Source organism: Mesorhizobium sp. W067, from assembly GCF_054719525.1.
On the sequence record NZ_JBTTII010000001.1, the window covers coordinates 85,167 to 102,951 of the forward strand.

General features: G+C 63.0%; 12 protein-coding genes. 3 read left to right on the forward strand and 9 right to left on the reverse strand.

What is annotated here, in order from left to right:
• Position 1 precedes the first annotated feature (1 nt).
• The 3 genes from ACYG97_RS00410 to ACYG97_RS00420 all read right to left on the reverse strand — a co-directional run bounded on the left by ACYG97_RS00410 (position 2) and on the right by ACYG97_RS00420 (position 5,443).
• Positions 2-1,717, reverse strand: a complete 1,716-nt coding sequence (locus ACYG97_RS00410; protein ID WP_023726319.1) for a type I secretion system permease/ATPase — start codon at positions 1,715-1,717, stop codon at positions 2-4.
• Between the two features lie 105 nt (positions 1,718-1,822).
• Entirely contained in the window at positions 1,823-4,630 is a 2,808-nt protein-coding gene (locus ACYG97_RS00415; protein ID WP_023726320.1) for a DUF5801 repeats-in-toxin domain-containing protein, read from the reverse strand.
• Between the two features lie 333 nt (positions 4,631-4,963).
• The gene (locus ACYG97_RS00420) at positions 4,964-5,443 is read right to left on the reverse strand and encodes a response regulator transcription factor (protein WP_245260719.1); all 480 of its coding nucleotides are present in this window, start codon (positions 5,441-5,443) and stop codon (positions 4,964-4,966) included.
• 547 nt (positions 5,444-5,990) lie between these two features.
• Between ACYG97_RS00420 and ACYG97_RS00425 the strand changes: the two genes are divergently transcribed.
• A complete protein-coding gene (locus tag ACYG97_RS00425) occupies positions 5,991-7,076 on the forward strand; it encodes an OmpA family protein (RefSeq protein ID WP_245260718.1) in 1,086 nt (361 codons plus the stop codon).
• Positions 7,077-7,132: 56 nt separating this feature from the next.
• Positions 7,133-8,377, forward strand: a complete 1,245-nt coding sequence (locus ACYG97_RS00430; RefSeq protein WP_031261854.1) for a caspase family protein — start codon at positions 7,133-7,135, stop codon at positions 8,375-8,377.
• Positions 8,378-8,435: 58 nt separating this feature from the next.
• Here the strand turns inward: ACYG97_RS00430 and ACYG97_RS00435 are convergent, their stop codons facing one another.
• A complete protein-coding gene (locus tag ACYG97_RS00435) occupies positions 8,436-8,999 on the reverse strand; it encodes a DUF6931 family protein (protein ID WP_023732206.1) in 564 nt (187 codons plus the stop codon).
• Between the two features lie 229 nt (positions 9,000-9,228).
• On the opposite strand from ACYG97_RS00435, the gene ACYG97_RS00440 reads away from it, so the two are divergent.
• The gene (locus ACYG97_RS00440) at positions 9,229-9,765 is read left to right on the forward strand and encodes an OmpA family protein (protein ID WP_023732205.1); all 537 of its coding nucleotides are present in this window, start codon (positions 9,229-9,231) and stop codon (positions 9,763-9,765) included.
• A gap of 88 nt (positions 9,766-9,853) precedes the next feature.
• Here the strand turns inward: ACYG97_RS00440 and ACYG97_RS00445 are convergent, their stop codons facing one another.
• The 5 genes from ACYG97_RS00445 to ACYG97_RS00465 all read right to left on the reverse strand — a co-directional run bounded on the left by ACYG97_RS00445 (position 9,854) and on the right by ACYG97_RS00465 (position 17,765).
• Complete coding sequence (locus ACYG97_RS00445) at positions 9,854-11,467, reverse strand: caspase family protein (protein WP_245260717.1); 1,614 nt, start codon at positions 11,465-11,467, stop codon at positions 9,854-9,856.
• A 265-nt stretch (positions 11,468-11,732) separates the two neighbouring features.
• Positions 11,733-14,129, reverse strand: coding sequence for a M23 family metallopeptidase (locus tag ACYG97_RS00450; RefSeq protein WP_023732203.1), 2,397 nt, complete (start codon positions 14,127-14,129; stop codon positions 11,733-11,735).
• Entirely contained in the window at positions 14,126-14,587 is a 462-nt protein-coding gene (locus tag ACYG97_RS00455; protein WP_050485828.1) for a DUF1036 domain-containing protein, read from the reverse strand. Before ACYG97_RS00455 ends, ACYG97_RS00450 begins: the two co-directional genes overlap by 4 nt.
• Positions 14,588-14,598: 11 nt before the next feature.
• Complete coding sequence (locus ACYG97_RS00460) at positions 14,599-17,010, reverse strand: serine/threonine-protein kinase (protein ID WP_023732202.1); 2,412 nt, start codon at positions 17,008-17,010, stop codon at positions 14,599-14,601.
• Positions 17,007-17,765, reverse strand: a complete 759-nt coding sequence (locus ACYG97_RS00465; protein ID WP_023692196.1) for a PP2C family protein-serine/threonine phosphatase — start codon at positions 17,763-17,765, stop codon at positions 17,007-17,009. The genes ACYG97_RS00460 and ACYG97_RS00465 overlap by 4 nt, the downstream gene beginning before the upstream one ends.
• Positions 17,766-17,785 lie beyond the last annotated feature (20 nt).

Here is a 17,785-nt window from a genome sequence, read left to right on the forward strand (position 1 = left end):
CTCACTCCGCCGCCTTCAATTTTGCCGGAACGACGACGCTGGTCTTGTCTTGCCCGGACGACGGCACGGCAGTCGGTTTGCGGTGACCGCCCAGCGCGCCCAGCACCTCGTCGCGCGTGCCGAACATCTTAACGGTGCCGTCGTGCATGAAAACGACATGATCCGCCGTACGCAGCAGGTTCGTCTGGTGGCTGACGAGAATGACGGTGCAGCCCCGTTCCTTCAAATGGTGAAGAACATTGAACAGAGCCATTTCACCATCGCCGTCGAGGCCAGTGTTCGGTTCGTCGAGCACGACGAGCGCGGGATTGCCGAATAGCGCCCGGGCGAGAGCGATGCGCTGACGTTGGCCACGCGAGATTCGCGCCCCATGCGGCCCCACCTCCGTTTGATAGCCATTTGGCATCCGCAATATCGTCTCGTGGATACCTGCGGCCTGCGCCGCGGCGATCACTGCGGCACTATCGACATCGCGCAAGCGCGCAATGTTGTCGGCGATCGTTCCCGGAAACAGCTCGACCTGCTGCGGCAGGTAGCCGATGTGCATTCCAAGCTGGTCCGAAGGCCAACTCGCGAGCTCTGCGCCGTCCAGCCTTACATGACCGAGCGAAGGCCGCAACGTTCCCACCATTAGGCGGCAAAGTGTGGTCTTGCCGGAACCCGACGGACCAATCACGCCGCAGGTCTCGCCGGCCTCGACGTTGAAGGATACTTTGTTCATCAGGGCCTGCTGTGTACCCGGCGCATGGTAGTGTGCGTTCTCGAGCCTTAGCCGGCCTTGCGGGCGGGGTAAGGTCACTTCACCGCCCTGCCTAGAATTGGTGTCCGCGAACAGGCGCATGAGGTTGCGACGCGCGGTGCGAGCGGTAACCAGGCTGCGCCAGGCTCCGATCGAGCGTTCTATCGGCGCAAGCGCGCGGCTCAGCAGTACCGATGCCGCGATCATCGATCCGGCCGTCAGTTCGCCGCGCAAGACAAAGTAGGCGCCAAGTCCCAGCACGGCCACTTGCAGGGCCATGCGCAGCGAGCGCGACAGGCTCCCGATGCTGGTCGTGCGACCGAGAAGTTGCGCCTGGATGGTCATCAACGACTGCTGCTTTTCTTCCCAGCGCTGCAGCGCCGAGCCCGACATGCCGAGCGAGCGCAACGTCTCAGCGCCATCGATGTATTGGCCGGCCGCGACCTGGTTGCGACGCAGCTCTGCCGACGTTTCCTGGCTCCTGCGGCGGGTAAAGAAATCATTGGCGAGCGCGCCGCAGAACAAAAGGATCGCCCCGATGAGTCCGAGCACGCCCAGTGCTGGGTGCAGAAGCCACATGAACGCCAGGAAGACGGGCGTCCACGGCGCGTCGAGAAAGGTCAGCATGCTGTCGCCACCGACGAAACCGCGCAGGTCCGCTACGTCCTTCAGGCCGGCCTCGACGTTGCTACCCGCGAGGCGAGCCTCCATGGCTCGTTCGATCACCGGGACGTTCAACTGGTCGTCGAGCCATTGGCTGATATGGCCGAGGATCATGCGGCGGGCTTGTTCCAAAAGGCCATAGACGGCGATCGCGCCGATCACCGCCAGGGTGAGCCACACCAGCGTGTCGATCGACCCGCTCGACAGCACCCTGTCGTAGATCTGCAGCATGTAGACGGTGCTGGCGAGCATCAGGACGTTTGCAAGCAGGCTGAAGATGAGCAGGGCGGGCGCCTGGCGCCGGGCCAGATGCATTACCTCTTCGAACTGCGGTCTTGGCTGCGGCACGGCTCGCCCCCCATTGTGATGCTTTGGATTGTGCCGGCCGGGCGCCAGGAAAGGCGCCCGCCCGGTGTCGGGTCAGATGATGCCGTCCGGGGCGTCGACATGGACCGAGAACGTGTCGGTAAAGCTGTCATTGTCGCCGTCGACGAGATTGGCCGTGAAATCCAGGTCGAGCGGCGCCGGGTTGGACTCCTGCTCGAGCGAGAACTGAATCACGGGGATCTTGACGGTGCCCACGCCCATGATGAGCTGGACCGCCTCGATCTGCTTCGCGCCGCCGTCGATCTCGAAGTACTTCCCGCCCTCCGCGACGTCAGGAATGAGCGGGTCGTGGCGCGGGGCATTGCTGAGCATGCCCGCCGTCACGTCGGTAGGACCGCTGACGGTACCGTCCGTATAGTAGACGATGTAATAGAGGTCTTCCGTAGCCGGGTTGTAGCCGCCGACGGAGTTGTCGATATAGACCGTGACCTTATCCACGTCTTGCTGGGGATTGACCACGAAGCTCTCGTCGCCCGAGGTGATTGAGGTGCCGGCGAACAGCGGGGTACCCCCGCTCTTGCCGTCGAGGTTGTTGTTGTTGACGCCGATGCCCGAAGTCGACACGTTCATCTTCGATGAGCTGTTGATCAGGCTGGTGGCACCATACCCCTCCAGCGTTGCCTCGGTAGGGTCATTGTTGACCAGGTCTTCGATGTCGTTCGGGAAACTGCCCGCCCCATTCTCCAGGGGAGCGGTCACCAGATTGCTGAAGAAAATGACGTCACCGTCGTGACCGGTCGGCGGGAATTGCAGCGTCTGCACCGCGTCCGGACCGCCCGCCTTCAGCGAACCCTGTGTGGTGTCGAAGGTCGTGATCGTTCCGGGAGGGGTGTCGACGTCAAGGTCGTAAGTGCCGTTGACCGGATCGAAGGTCAGTGTGAAGTCCACGTCTTCAGCCGTGCCGTCGCCGTTGAAGTCATCGTGGATCGAGCCTGTGAAGGTGTAAGGGTCTGCCGCGTCCGGTGTCAGGGATAGGCCCGACGTTACCGTCGGGTTGGAGTCGATTGTATAATCGTCCAGCGTTACGCCCAGCAGGTTGAACCCGTCGGCGCCTGGGTCGTGCGTCCAGGTGCCATGGGCGCCACTGTCGTAGTCACCGGTTGCGTTCTCCACAGCAATTGCCGGCCCGGTGTCTTCGAAGGTGAAGGCACCGCCTATGTCGACCGAGGTGTGCGCGCTGTCGCCGTCGCCGTCGGTTGCGGTTGCGGTCAGGCTCACCAGGTTGGCGGCAAGGATGACCGGAGTGTCCGCCTCTACGGGATCGGTTGGATCGCCATGGACAACCGCACGCGACTGGTCGAGGGTCACGTTGCCGTCGGCATCGACCGAGATGCGGAACACCTCATCCGTGCCGGCAGTGCCGACGATGTCGCCGCCGACAACATTGAGAAGCACCTCAAGGCCGCTGAGCGTATCGAACACGCCGCTGGCGACGTTACTGCCGCCGCCGAGTACATCCAGCGTGTAGGTCACATCGTCGGTGGCCGCTGGTCCATCGACGCCAAAGTTCGGCGTGAACAGCGCCGCGAAGCTGGTCGAGTCGTCGGTAACGAAGTCCGAATCGCCGACCACCAGGGTCGGTACGTCATTGCCGGACGGCACGATCGATGGGCCGTCATCGTCGAAGTTGATCAAGGAGCCGACCTCTGCGCTGGCGACGTTGGTCTGATCTGTGCCGAAATGCACTTCCTTGACATCGAAATAGTCTTTTTGCTCGTCAATGTTCTTGATAGTGAAGCGGTCAAAGGTTGCGTCTGCGGTGAAATCGACCGTCACACCCTCGCCGACATTGTGAAGGATCACTCCCAGGTTGGTGTAATCAACCGTGATGCCCAGGGTGGCGGCATCCGTTACCACGCCGTTCAGCTTGAAAGTCACTGAGGCGATGTTGACTTCCGCATCGTTGTCATCACCCGGTAACGTGGCGCCTTTCGCGTTGTCATCATTGTTGTAGGCGTGGACCTCTATGTCAGCCACGGTATGGGTCGGAGTAGACTGCGAAATCGAGAAACCCGCGGTGGAGACGGTCTCGATGTGATCTGTGTAGTTCGGCGCGGTCGGCGTATTGGTAAAGTTCTTGCCGGCGCTCTGGGTGCCGCCGTTGATCAGGTCGATCTGAAGCTCACGGCCAAAGCGCACGTCTTGTGATGAGACGCCCAGGCCTTGCGTGCTGACATTGACTTCAGCCTGTACGCCATTGTCATGAGCCGTGACCAGGATCTTCTGCGTGCTCGCCGTGTCAGCGTCGAGGATATACCACTTGTTGTGTCCGGGAGGGGCGTCACCAAGCGAGCTAAAATTCAGGACGCTGGTCCCGGTGACCGAGGCGTAGACTAGCTGATCCAGATCGATTAGATCGACGTCCGCGTTGTCAGGGTCCGGATTCATCAACGCCACGTACTGGACCAGGTACAGGTCCGCGTCGCCGTCCAGCGCAAACGAGAAGGCGAGGGGATCGAGTAATGGATCGGGCTCGCCAACTGAGGTCGGGTCAGAGGTCCCAATGACGCCGATCACGACGTCTGCATTGTTCGGGTCCTGGAACAGCCAGACATAATTGCCATCGACCGTCCGGATGCCGGTGACCGCGCCGTCGGTGGGTGAAAACGCAGTTCCCGAAGAGTCCTGGGCGAGAACGACCGAGGTGATGGTCTCCCCTGGGTCCGCAGAGGCCACCACGAAGTCCTCCTTGAAGGCGACCTCCAGCGCGGTGCCAAGATTCAGCAGATATTGCAGCGTGGTGTTGGTGCTGTACAGCGGATCGGATGGGTCAATATCATTGTCCGTGAGGCCAGCGCTCTCATCGATGATGATGTCATGAGCTGTGATGTCGATTGCCATGGAGATTCTCCCCTTTTTCAATACATCGAGAAAAGGGTATTCACCCCCCACCCGATGCCGGATGCACCTACCCCAGGGCATCCGCTGACGCGCAGAATTGCGGTCTTTTATCCTCCATTGTGCCGCTGACGCCGAGCACGCGTCCATTCGCGGTTCGATAGTGTTATGGTGAATGCCCCTACCTGATCGAACGATATACATCCTTCGATAGACCGGGCCGCGACAGGCGCTTGCGGGCAACCGTGTTGGTTTGGTGGATGGATCGATATGCCGTGGGTTTCCGGCCTGTTGCCGGTATCCTGTCGAACAGTGCCAGCTGACCGAAGGGAGGAATCAAAGCCCGCTTTTGTGGCCTGGTCCCAGATGGTCGGCGCCGTCGCCAAAAGTCGCCCAGGCGAGTTCGGCCCTGCTGCCGAGGCGCAGCTTCTCGTAGACGTGATGCAGGTGCATCTTCACCGTGCCTTCGGATACATGCAGCCGCTGCGCGATGATCTTGTTGCGCAGGCCGCGTGAAACAAGGCCGGCGACTTCCGTCTCGCGTCCAGTAAGCTTTGGCGCGCGCTGAGGCAGCGATCTCGGCGTCAGCAGATGCTGGAGGATATGGTCGTCGACCCACTTTCGGCCGCCTGCCACTGCATTGGCGCATTCGACAAGGTAGCTGTGGCTGATGCCGTCCATCAGCAGGCCGTCGGCATCGAGCTTGGGGATTTCGTTGAAGTCGAATCCGCCGTTTGGCTGCAGGATGTAGATGATGCCCAAAGGGCTGCTGGTGGCTCTCAGCCTTGCGGAAAGGCCGGCCGTCTGCCGGTCCACACCATCCAACCCTATGATGACAAGATCGGGCCGGTGGCGCTCCACCAAGGGGAGAACCTCAATCGTGTGGTGGCATTCTGCGACAACGCTGTGTCCCGCCTTCCGCAAAACCCACTCCAGACCGGCGAGATACACCCCCCGCGGGTCCGCGACTACCAAGCTCGACATGGGAACACGTCCGTAAAAAACGCAACGAACTTTGTTTAATATGTCAAGAAACCAGAGCTTCGGTCGATTGTCAAGGAGTTGCTAATATTGTAGTATATTCAAGGCTATGAATGCATTTTTTCTGCGTTCGACAGGCCCGCCGAAGCGCTCGTGATCGCGCAAGGCGCCTCTGGATTTGACGCCTGTTAAGCTGCCAGTGATGACGGATTTTTGAGCTGTCTTCTCCCCTTGGGCAGACAGGCGGAGCTACTCGCAAAGTCAAATCATATGTTCTATGCTCGCTGGCATCACTGCGTTCGACAGCCGTGATCGGAACTGAGGTCTGTTGTCCTGAGGCGGGGCATCAATGTTCGAGGTCGGCGGATTTTTTCGGCAACGAATGCCGTTCTCAAAGGGCCGGCGCATCGTCGGCGCCCTTGCTCTCGTCGCCGCTGTATTCGGGCTGTTGCTGCTCGCACCGGAAGTGGCGAATGCGAAGCCGAACTGGACGCTCGATCCGGCGAATTCGACGCTCACCTATCAATCGGTGAAGAAGAACACCATTGTCGAAACCAACAAGATCAGGAACCTCTCGGGCACGCTGACATCGGATGGCGCCGCCAAGGTCACGTTCGACCTCAACTCGGTCGACACCGGTATCGACCTTCGCAATGTCCGCATGCGCTTCCTGTTCTTCGAAACCTTCAAATTCCCGACGGCGGAAGTGACGGCGAAAGTCGATCCCGCCGCTTTTGCCGATCTCGCCACCAAACGGCGCATGAGCGCGCATATCCCGTTTCGCCTGAGCCTGCACGGCGTCGACAAGGACCTTGAGGCCAATGTCGTGGTCACCATGATCACCGACAGCATGGTGTCGATCGCCTCGGAGGCGCCGGTCGCCGTGCATGTCGAGGATTTCGGCCTGTTGCCCAACATCGAAAAACTCCAGCAGGCGGCCAATGTCAGCAGCATCGTCCCGACGGCTTCGGTGTCGTTCGACTTCGTCTTCGCCGCTGATGGCGCCAAGCCTGCGGCCACGCCTGCCGTCGCGGCCGCAGCCCCAGCCGATGCCGGGCCGGTCGCCACAGATGCAGGCAAGACGTCCTTCAGCGACGATGAATGCCTGAACAGGTTCGAGGTGCTGTCGCGCACCGGCGCCGTCTATTTTCGCCCAGCCAGCGCTCGGCTCGATGAAAAGAGCCGCCCGCTGCTGGCCGAGGTGGTCGGCGTCGTCGGCAAATGTCCGAAACTGAAGGTCGAGGTTTCGGGCCATACCGATTCCGACGGCTCGCCGACGGCCAACAAGAACCTGTCGGAACGGCGCGCCAAGGCGGTCGCCGACGCGATCATCGCTGCGGGCATTCCATCGGCGCAGATCACGGCTTCCGGCTATGGCGAGGAAAAGCCGGTGGCGCCGAACGATACGCCGAAGAACAAGGCGCTGAACCGGCGGATCGAGTTCTCCGCCACGCCGCTCTCCAACTGAGCCGGTCCTTAACTGAGAAGGCCCGTCAACCGAAAAGGAATCCGGTGCGTTTGGACATGATTGCAAGTTGCGGCAACTTCATGCGCGGCATCGGCCTCGCCGTGCTGGCGCTTGCGTTGACCATGACCATTACCATGACCGCGGCCAGTGCCGAACGCCGCATCGCCCTGGTGCTCGGCAATTCCCATTACCGGAACGCGCCGGTGCTGCCCAATCCGGTGAACGATGCGCAGGCAATGTCCGATCGCCTGAAGGGGCTGGGCTTCGAAATCGTCTCCGGCCTCGATCTCACCAAGGCGCAGACGCAGGAAAAGATCGCGCAATTCGCGCGGCAGGTGCGTGGCGCCGATATCGCGCTGTTCTTCTATGCCGGTCATGGCCTGCAGGTCTCGGGCAGGAATTACCTGCTGCCTGTCGATGCGGCGCTGGAGGACGAGACCTCGCTCGACTTCGAAGCCGTGCAGGTGGACTTCATCCTGCGGCAGATGTCGCGCGAGACCAGCATCAGGCTGGTGTTCCTCGACGCCTGCCGCGACAACCCGCTCGCCGATGTGCTTGCCAAGGAGACTGGCGGCGACAGCACGGCAAGCAGCGGCCTTGCCGAAATACCGATCGAGAATGGCGGCGCCGGCACGCTGGTCGCCTTCGCTGCCAGTCCCAACCAGCTCGCCTATGACGGACCGGGCGAGCACTCGCCATTTTCGGCGGCGCTGCTTGCCCATATCGGCGAGGTCAACGTCTCGATCACCGAAGCGATGAACCGGGTTACGTCGGATGTGTTCAAGGCCACAGCCGGACGCCAGCAGCCCTGGGTCAACGTTTCGCTGACCACCGATGTCGTGCTTCACAAGGTCGATCTCAAGGCGCCGCTGATCGTCGGCGATTCCGGCGCGGCTGCGCCCGAAGGCGATACGCAGGCGCGCACCGGCGCGGCCGCCAATCCGCCGGGTACGGACGCCGGCGAGCAGGCGCTGGAACAGCTGCGTGAGGAAATTCCGAAGCTGGGCTCGGACGCGCCAGTCCTTTTCGACGTTCCGGTCAATTTCGGCGACCCGGCGATCGACGGCAAGAGCATCGCCCAACTCATCCAGGGCAAGCCGCACTTCAGTCCGGTCGAGGGCCTGGAAAAGTCCGTCTGGGAGAACCAGTGCAGCAACTGTCATCAATGGACCGAGGAGCGGCTGTGCGACCAGGCCAAGACCTACGTCACCAATGATGTCTCGGTGTTGCGCCTGCAACACCCGCTGGGCACGCGCTTCAAGGTGGCACTCGGCAAATGGGCGCAAAACGGCTGCAAATGAGACCGCCAACAATGGGTTGGATCAGATTTCAATGAAATCTCATCACGATCCAGAGCAATCAGGCTCGGCGCAGCGCCTCGGTTTCGGCCAGATGGATGCCCATCTCGACAAAGGCGGTGAGCACGGAGAAACGGTCCGCCACCGCAACCCGCGCCAGTCCGGCCAGTATGCCGGCATTGACGGCATGCGCAGCCGGCAGCGGCCGCAGCCTCGACCCGTTGGCCTGCGCCGCCAGGCCATTGATATGCCGTTGCGCCGCGAGCGCGATCCAGCCGGCAGGCGTGTGCTGCTGCGTCATCGCCGCCCCGGCGACAGCCTCCCGGCGGCTTGCATTGTTGGGGTCGCCGACCCACTCCTGGATCAGTGCCAGCGTTGCGAGGTCCTGCTCTTCGAGCAGCTCGGTCAGATGCCCCAGGCACTCATGGCCCCACCAGATTGCGGCCCGGTCAGGCAGGAGATAGGCGCAAAAGGTAATCGCTTCCTCGGGGATGCGCCCGGCCATCAGCCGGCGGCAGAACTCGAGCGAGGGTTGGTCGGTCGGAACGGCCGTCATGTCCCGGGCGACAGCCGTGGTCGCGGCGAAGAGATCGCGTGCGGTCTGGAATCGAAGCCCGTTGACCATCGCTGCTGTTGTCCTCCCCAAGCCCTCACTCAACCCGTCTGCGAGGCGCGGGTCAAGTCTGTCGACCACCACATGTCCATGACGTTGTTCACAGACAAACGCCTCACGGTTTGGTATATTCCACAGCCGACCGTGATCTCGACAGATCATTGTCGAACAGGAAGAGTTGGCCCGGATCCATGGATCGGGCCTGAGTGAAAATCGGATGCTCGAAACGGGAGTAACCGTTATGCAGCGGCACATTTCAGTCTTGGCATTGGCGACCGTGCTTTTCTCGACCCACGTCTATGCCGACCCACTTCAGAAATCGGAAGACATTGTGAAGTTCTTTGCCGGCACGATCGATCACGGCGCGGCACGCGGGATTTGTGTCGGCACCGAGGACGAGTGCAAGAGCAAGACCGGCCAGAAAGAAAAGCCTCCGGAGAAGACCGGCCTCGATATGCTGATCAATTTCAGCCTGGATTCGTCCGAGCTCGACGCCAAGGCGCGCAGCGAACTCGACGAATTCGCCAAGGCGCTGAAGGACGATCGGCTGAGCAAGCTGTCCTTCGTCGTCGAAGGCTATACCGACGCATCCGGCTCGGCGACCTACAATGAGGGGCTGTCGCAGCGCAGGGCGCAATCGGTCACCGCCTTCCTCGAATCCAACGGCATCGAATCCACCCGCATCAAGGCGGTCGGTCTCGGCGAGGCCAATCCACGCAATCCCGATCCCTACGATCCCGTCAACCGGCGGGTCGAGATGCGGATCAAGGCGCAGTAGCTTCGCCGGCTGCGTCTTCCGGCCGTCGTCAAACACAACGCCGCGCGTCCAACGGACACGCGGCGTTTTTATTGTTTGACATGATCGATCAGTTCTTGAGCACGCCGCCGACCGCTACGCCGGTGCCGAAGATCAGCGCCTTGGTCAGGAAATCATTGTTGTCCCGCGGCGGCGGCTCATCCTCGCGCACGACCTCCCGGTTGCGCCTTTTCTGCACGAACTGCTGTTGTCGGCGCGGCTTCTGGGCGTACTGCTTCTTGCGTGGCTTTTCCGCCACCGGCTTCAGCGTGCGGGCCTTCTGCACCACCTGTTTTTTCGGCTTGTCCACGCCGGCCTGGTCGGCCTCATGCTTGGCACGCACGGCCTCCATCATCGGATCCGTCTGGATAACCAGGAACGCCAGTTGCTCGCGCGTCAGGAAAGTGGTCGGAGGCAGCCCGTTCCCCTCTTGCCAGTCGCCGATCGCTTGCCGGGTCTTGGCGCCGATATTTCCGTCGACGCGGCCAAGCTCGTTGCCCAGCGCCTCGACGCGCAATTGCAGGTCGATGCGGCCCTGGCGATCGAGACCGATCGCGTTCTCCGTCGCCTCGGTGCCCAGCACCTTCTTCATGTCGTCCGAAATGCCTACCGAGGTGCGCACGGCAGAACCCGAGTTCGCTTCTTCGGCAGCAAGCGCGGCGACTTCCCGTTCCTGGGCTTTCGGATCGTTCAGCGCATCGATGTTGAGCCGCGCCACCGTGGCGAAGCGGCCATTCGGGAACTGTTCGAGATAGGCTTCGTAGAATGGCGCGGTGTTGCGCTTCGAGGCCTCGTCCCAAAGCCGCTGCTCGACTTCCCACGAAGGCGGTTCGCTGGTGACGGGGGCAGGGACGGGCGCTGTCGCGGCGTTCGCGTCATCGGCGGCCGGTTTTACCATCGGCGCGGCTTGGGCGGCCGGTTTGCCAAGGAAGACCTCGCGGCCCAGCGATGCGTTGTGCCATGGCCGCTGGCGGCCTTGCGTGGTCTCGGCCACTTCGCCGCGCACCCGCGTCAGCGCACTCTGGATCTCGACGCCGGGTTCGGTCAGGTGCCTGGCGAGCGCGGTCGAGTAGGGGCTGTCGACGCCGTTGCCGTCAAAGGCGATGGCGCCCGGGTCGGTGGCATAGGCAATCAGGATGCCGCCGGTGCCGACGCCCTCTGATTTAGGGTCGATCGGCGCCAGGCCGGTGCCCAGCGCGGTGGAGCGGGTCTTCGGCATCGCGGCCGCCAGTGTGCGTGCCAGCGGATTGTCGCGGCAGGCATCGAGGATGATGACGCCGACCGCCGGGTCGGGTGGCAATGCGGCCATGAAGTCGTCGATCTGGACGGTGCGGGTCTTGAGATAGGCAGGTGACGTCAGTTCGGCGTCGACCGGGATCAAAAAGTTCTTGCCGTCGACCTGCATGCCGTGGCCGGCATAGAAAATGACGGCGAGGTCGGCATCGTAGGACTGCTCGGTGAATTTGCTGATCAGGCTGTGCATGCCGGCATTGTCCTGGTCGACGCCCTCGATCACCTCGAAGCCGGCATTGCGCAGCGTCGATGCGATGAGATGCGCGTCATTGGCCGGATTGGGCAATTCGACGGCATGGACGTATTTGCTGTTGCCGATGACCAGCGCGACGCGTTTGACGCCACCGGCATCCGGCGCCGCCGCCTGGCCGGTGCCAAGCGCGGTCGGCATTAACAGAAAAAATCCGCTCAAAAGGACGGCAAACGCTTTCATGGGATCGGCCCTCCGCCCCAATGGGGCGCGTTATTGATGGCTGCGCATGCTAAATTTCACCAGCGACTGTATCGCTTCTGCCAAAATGGCTGTTGGGCGTATGTGATCCCAGCCACAGTTTTGGTTCACAAGGACCCAAAAACCTTCCCAAATATCCGCAAACATACCATTCGCCGGCCTCAGAACCAATCGGCTTGGCGAAAGCCGGGGCGAACTGCCAGCTCTAGCCCGGCTCAAGAGTATTTTGGATCGAGCCGACCAGTGCCGTTATCGCCTGCTTGTATTTTTCGAACTCCGGCGATGTCTGGCGGACTTCCGTCGTCGTCTGCTGGCCCGCATCGGTGGTGGCGGGCGTCGGCAATTTGCGGCCCATCTTCCGTTCCGCCCAGTCGACGACGTAGCTGGCGGTCTTGCCGGCAAGAAACGGGTTGGCCTGGATAACGGACGAGCCGAGCACGGCGCTCAACTGCGCCGATCCCGGCGACGCCAGCACCTGATGTGCGCCTTCCATGCCGAGGAAATGGCAGAGATAGAGCCGGCCGGCGGTAATCTGATGGCCGCGCGCCTTGAGATAGGCTTCGCCCTCGCGCGCCAGATTGCGCACCATCTCACGCGAGATGGTGGCGTCGTAGCGCAAAGCGAGCAGGTCTGCGGTCGACAGCGAGCGCGCCAGTTCGGGACGATAGGTGTTCATCATCCGGATCCAGGTCTTGGATATGAACTGGCCGGCGCCTGTTGCCGAAGACAGCGGGTTCTTGGCCCGCGCGCTACCGCCCGATTCGACGTGGACGATACGGTCGGTCAGCGTTTCGACGGCGGGATCGCTGGAAGTGACGGCGATTGCAGCGGTCACTGTTCCGAGCGGATCGATCGCCTGACCGCTCTGATAGAGTTCGAAATGCAAATGTGGCCCGGTCGACAGGCCGGTGGTGCCGATATAGCCGATGATGTCGCCGGCCTTCACCTTGGTGCCGACACCGCTGGCAATGGCGAATTTCGACATATGCGCGTAGCGCGTCTCGCGGCCGCCGCCATGGGCGATTTTGACCACATTGCCGTAGCCGCCGCCGTCGCCCTGGAAGATGATCTCGCCGTCGAAGGCTGCGGCGATCGGCGTCCCCACGGGTGCTGCCCAGTCGACGCCCTTATGGATGCGAACAACGCCCAGGATCGGATGCTTGCGCGGCCCGAAGGTCGACGTCATGACACCGTTGACCGGCGTCACCATGCCGTTGGCCACCGTCAGCGAGCGCACCTGGTCATCGCCCGAGACGCAGGAAAACTGGCCGTCGCTCTGCTGGAAAACGAAACAATCCAAGCTCTTTTGCGTGCCTTGGATACCGACATAGAGCACCCGTCCGTCGGTCTCGTTCTTGCCGCGCGGCGTCTGCGAATAGATCAGCACAAGACGCTGGTCCTCGCTGGCGAAAGCATCCAGATCCTGTCCCCGCGACAGATACATGATGGCTTCGCCAATGATGCCGCTCGGCACATTGTTGCGGGCCGCCGTCGAATAGATCGCGTCGAGCAGGCGGTATTGCCGTTTCTGCGTGCCTTCGGTCTCGGCGCCCGAATAATTGAACAGGTCCTCGCGCACCCACGGGTCGACGCCCGACACGAAGGCACCGGCCGCGTTGCGTGTCAGCGTGCCGACAAAGACGTTCCTGGCGTAGATCGAGACCTGCATCAGCGACATCGTCGTGGTCTCGCGCGTCGGCCTAAAGCCGCGCATCGCCACGACATAACCAGGCTGCAGGCCGTCCTTGTCGAACAGCGCCTTCAGCGCCTCGCCGGCAAGCTTTGCGTCGTCGGCGGAAAAATGCGCATCGAGCGCCACGCTGTCCAGGCTGCGGTCGTTGAGGATTTTCACGAAAATGTCCTCGGTCGCCTCGAAGCGCTGATATTCCGAGCTGACGTTGGCAACGCTGGTGTTGTTTTCGACCGCTGTCTTCTGAAAGGCGGGGAGTGCTGCTTCGCCCTCATCGATGGTCTCGCCCCAGCCGGCCTCGGGGTCATCGGCCGCCGCCGATGCACCCGGAGCAGCCTGCGGGTCAGGAGCTGGGCCGGAGGCCGCCGGAGCCCCGTCCGCGCCGGGCGATGGTTGAAGATCGTTCTGCAGGTCATTCTGCGGATCGTTGGGTTCGGCGGGTGGCGCGACCGCGGTCTTCCGCTGCGCCTGGAAGAAGGCGAAATCCTCCTGCGTCGAGGGGATCGTCGTCATGAATTTTTCGCTGGCGCTCAGCATCACGTCGGAGAGAACCATGATCTGAGGGGAGATGCCGGCCTGGTCGAGCTCCGTCGGGCGCGCCATCCCGCGGCTCTTGGCGGCGCCCGCCTCCGGCGCCAGTGTGATCCACATCGGGTCGCCGGCAAGGTCGATGATGGCCGGCACGTAGACCGATGCGTCGGCCGGCACGTCGTCCGAGTCTTCGACGGCATGCAGTTCCTCGTCCTCGTCGCGGAACGACCAGTAGTCGGCGGTAAGATAGAAGCCGGTGGCAATCGCGGCGAGGACGATTGTCGCCAGGCCAGCCGCCAGCCCGAGCCAGATCCTGCGCCTGCGTAGCGCGGCGCGCGCCTGCTTCTTTGCCTTGAAGCTGGTGTCGATGCTGTGCGTCACGGTGCGCTTCCGGTCAGGAAGAAGGTCCAGCGCACCTGTTCCTGCGTGTCGACTTCGAGAAACTTCGCCGCGATATGGCCGCGCTGCCAGCATTCATCGATGCCGCGGATCGAGAACCGCCGCCGCTCGATGCACATGTCGGTGGAGCCTGCCAGAATGGCGTGGCCGAAGACATCCGTCGCGTAGATGTAGATGTAGCGGTTGGTCAGCTCCTCGCGAATGACGTTGACGCATTGATTGGCGCCGATGGTCCACCAGCCATCGGTCTGGTCGGCATCGTCGACCTTCTGACCGACGGCAAGATTGACGACGTCGAGCGTCTGGTTGCAGACGGTGAATTCGGCGCGCGCATGCCCGGTGGAAAGAAGCGCCAGCAACAGCGTCGCGACCGCGCTCGCGGCGAGCTTCACGCGCACGTTCCGGGCAAGCAGGACGGGATCTCGGCGACGGCGTTGCATCGGCGTCGGTGCTAGCCGCCGAGGCGGAAGTATTTGGCGGTCGCCGAAAATGCCGAACTCCTGGCGCCGATCTCGTCGAGGATCCTGGGCAACAGCACCGAGGCCGGCGTCGGCGTTGTGAAGTCCGCCGCCTTTATGTCCTGCGGCCCGGTGATCACCATGATGATCTGCGGCAACGCCTTGCCTGCCGCCTTGTCGGCGGCGCCGAGCCCGATCGGGATCGAGAAGGTCGCCTTGTCGGCTTGTACGACAACATGATCGTCGAGGTTGAACGCGATGCCCCTGTGGTCGATCAGGAACACGCTCGACACCAGCCCGCCATGCGTCATCAGCGTGCCGTCGATCGGCGAGCCGTCCGGCACCGATGTCTGGTCGAGGACAAGCTGCGGCCTGTCGGCCGTGCTCGCGCCCATGAAACGCAGGAAGCCGGTGATCCCGCATTGCGGGGGCTGGATAAGGCGGACGCTGATATCCGGCTCGACATGGAACTTCGCCTGGAATTCCCCAAGCAACTGTTCGAAGGGTGGCACCGACGTGCCGAAGCCCTCGATCGCGACACCCTTGTCGGCGGCCGACGTCACCGTCGCAAAAAAACAATCACCACCATTGAAGGCGCGTACCCAGGTGACCCGCTCCGCGGCCGCATCGGCCGGTGGCGGCACCTCCGGCTTGGGCACGTTCATGGCAATGTCGGGCTCTGCCGGCTTGTCGGCCTGCTCACCGCTGGCGATATCGGGCTGGCTCGGCTTAGGCTCCGCGGTCGGTTCAGGCGCCTGCGTGTCCGGCTTGGGCGCCTGCGCGGTCGGTTCAGGCGCCTGCGCCTTGGGCTCGGGCGCTTGAGCGGTGGGTTCCGGCGTCGGTGCTGTGGGTTTGGGGGCCTCGGCCGTCGGTTCAGGTGTTTGCGTGGCTGGCGCTGTCGCCTTGGGCTCTACCGGCGGACTGACAGGCTCGGGGTTCTTCGCGGCATCGGACTGTGACGGGCCGGATGGCGGTTGCAGCGCGACGGTCTTGTCGGTTGGTGCGGCCGGCAGCGGGGCCGTGGCGCTCGACGCGACTGGCGGCGTCGGCTGCGGCTCGACCGGCGCTTTGGCCTGATCTTCAGCCGGAGTCTCCGCTGGTTGCGGCTTTGGCACCGTCTTCTCGACCGGCGCAGTGTCCGAAACGGGCTTGTCAGCGACGATCGGCTTTGTCAGTTCGGGTTGGAGCGGCTTGCCGGTGTCGGTGACGCGAGGCCGGTCTCCGAATCCCACGATACCCGATGCATAGAGCCATCCAAGCGATACCACGGCCACCGCCGACAGCACCGCGATCGTCAGATTTCTGCCTGGAGTAGCACGCTTCGGTGGTGTGCTTGCTCGCTTGGGAGTTTCAGCAGCCGGTTTCGGGTGCGACAGGTGCGCCGGGCGCACGTGCGGCACGAAAGACGGCTCCGCCGTGCCGCTTGGCGGGGCCGAACCGAAGCCTTGGGCCGGCGAGTCCCCGACCTTCGAGACAGGCCCTGCGGTCTGCCCGGTTCGCGGCAGACCGGGCCGGGGCGCGAGCGATGCCGGCGGCAAGGTCGCGTCGCTGTCGTCGCGCGTCAACCGGGCGATTTCGGCCATGCTGGCCGGTCGATCATCCGGGTCAGGCTGCAGCATCGCTTCGACAATGTCCCTGAAATCGGCATCGATGCCGGAGAGATCAGGGACGGTCCGCCGTTTTTCGACGATCTCGTATTGCGAGCCGCCCATATCGATCGGCTTGCCGCGCAGCGCCGCCGCCAGCACCAGCCCCAGGCTGTAGATGTCGGACTGTTCGCTGACCTCGCCGCCATAGAGCCCGAGTTGCTCGGGGGAGACGTAATTGTATTTTCCGGCAAACTTGCCGCCGATCAGCGTCTCGCCACCGACCGCGGCCGATCGCGCAATGCCGAAATCGATGATCTTTGCCCGCTCGACCCGGCCGCCCGGCAGGATGATGTTGTCGGGCGACAGATCGCGGTGGATGGCGCCGGCCTGGTGCACGGCGCTCAGGCCCGAGGCTAGCCGGTGGCACAGTTTGCGCACATCCGGAGTCGCCATCGCCCCGCCGCGCATGACGTCGTACAGCGACTGGCCGTCGACGAATTCCATCGCCAGATAGGGCCGCCCGATGCCGGGATCTATGGTGAAGACGTGGTAGCGCACGACCGCGTCATGCGACAGATGGTTGAGGATCGAGGCTTCCTTGCGAAACAGCGACAGGATCGTCTGATCGCGGGCGAATTCCGGCAGCACGATCTTGATCGCGACATGATCGCCGGTCTGGATGTTGTGGCCGCGATAGACTTCGCCCATGCCGCCCGACGCGATGCGTTCGTCGAGCTCGTAGATGCCGCTGAGCTGCGTGCCGACGCTGGTATCCGCCATGTTGGGCAATAGCCGGGTCTTGTCGTCGGAGCTCATCGGTCGCGGCCTTCTGCTCGGGACAGGCCATTGCCTTTGTCTCTGATCTTGACCAGAACGATGGTGACGTTGTCCGTGCCGCCGCGCTCAAGCACCATGGAAAGCAGCTTTTCGCAGGCAGCCTGCGGCGCTGCCGAGAGCACTGCAGCCGCAATCTCCGCGTCACTGACATGCGCCGTCAGGCCGTCCGTGCTGAGGATGAAAATGTCGCCGGCAAGGGTCTCTCCCTGCTGGAAGTCGATGGCGATTTCGTCGTTGACGCCGATGGCGCGGGTGATGACGTTGCGGCGCGGCCAGTTCTCCGCTTCGGCCGCGCTGATCGCGCCGCTGTCGAGCAGTTCCTGGACCTCGGTGTGGTCGCGCGAAATCTGCGAGATCGCGGCGTTGCGCACGAGATAGACGCGGCTGTCGCCCGACCACAGGCAGGCGAACCTGCCGTCCATGGCCAGCAGTGCGGCAACGGTGGAGCCGATGGTCACGCCGCGTGAACGCGAAATCCGGCGGATCTCGGCATGCGCCCGGTTCAACCGGTCCTCGAAGCGCGCGCGCAGATCCGGCGCCGAACTGGCGATGCCGATCGTCGCCAGATGCTCGACAATGCTTGCCGAAGCGACTTCTCCGGCCTCGTGCCCGCCCATGCCGTCGGCCACCACCCAGAGGCCGATCCGCGGCTCGACCAGAAAGCTGTCCTCATTGTGGTCGCGCACGCAGCCCTTGTGGCTCACGCCGTAGCTCTCAAAGGCGGCATCGTTCACTTGCCTACGCTCCGCAACGC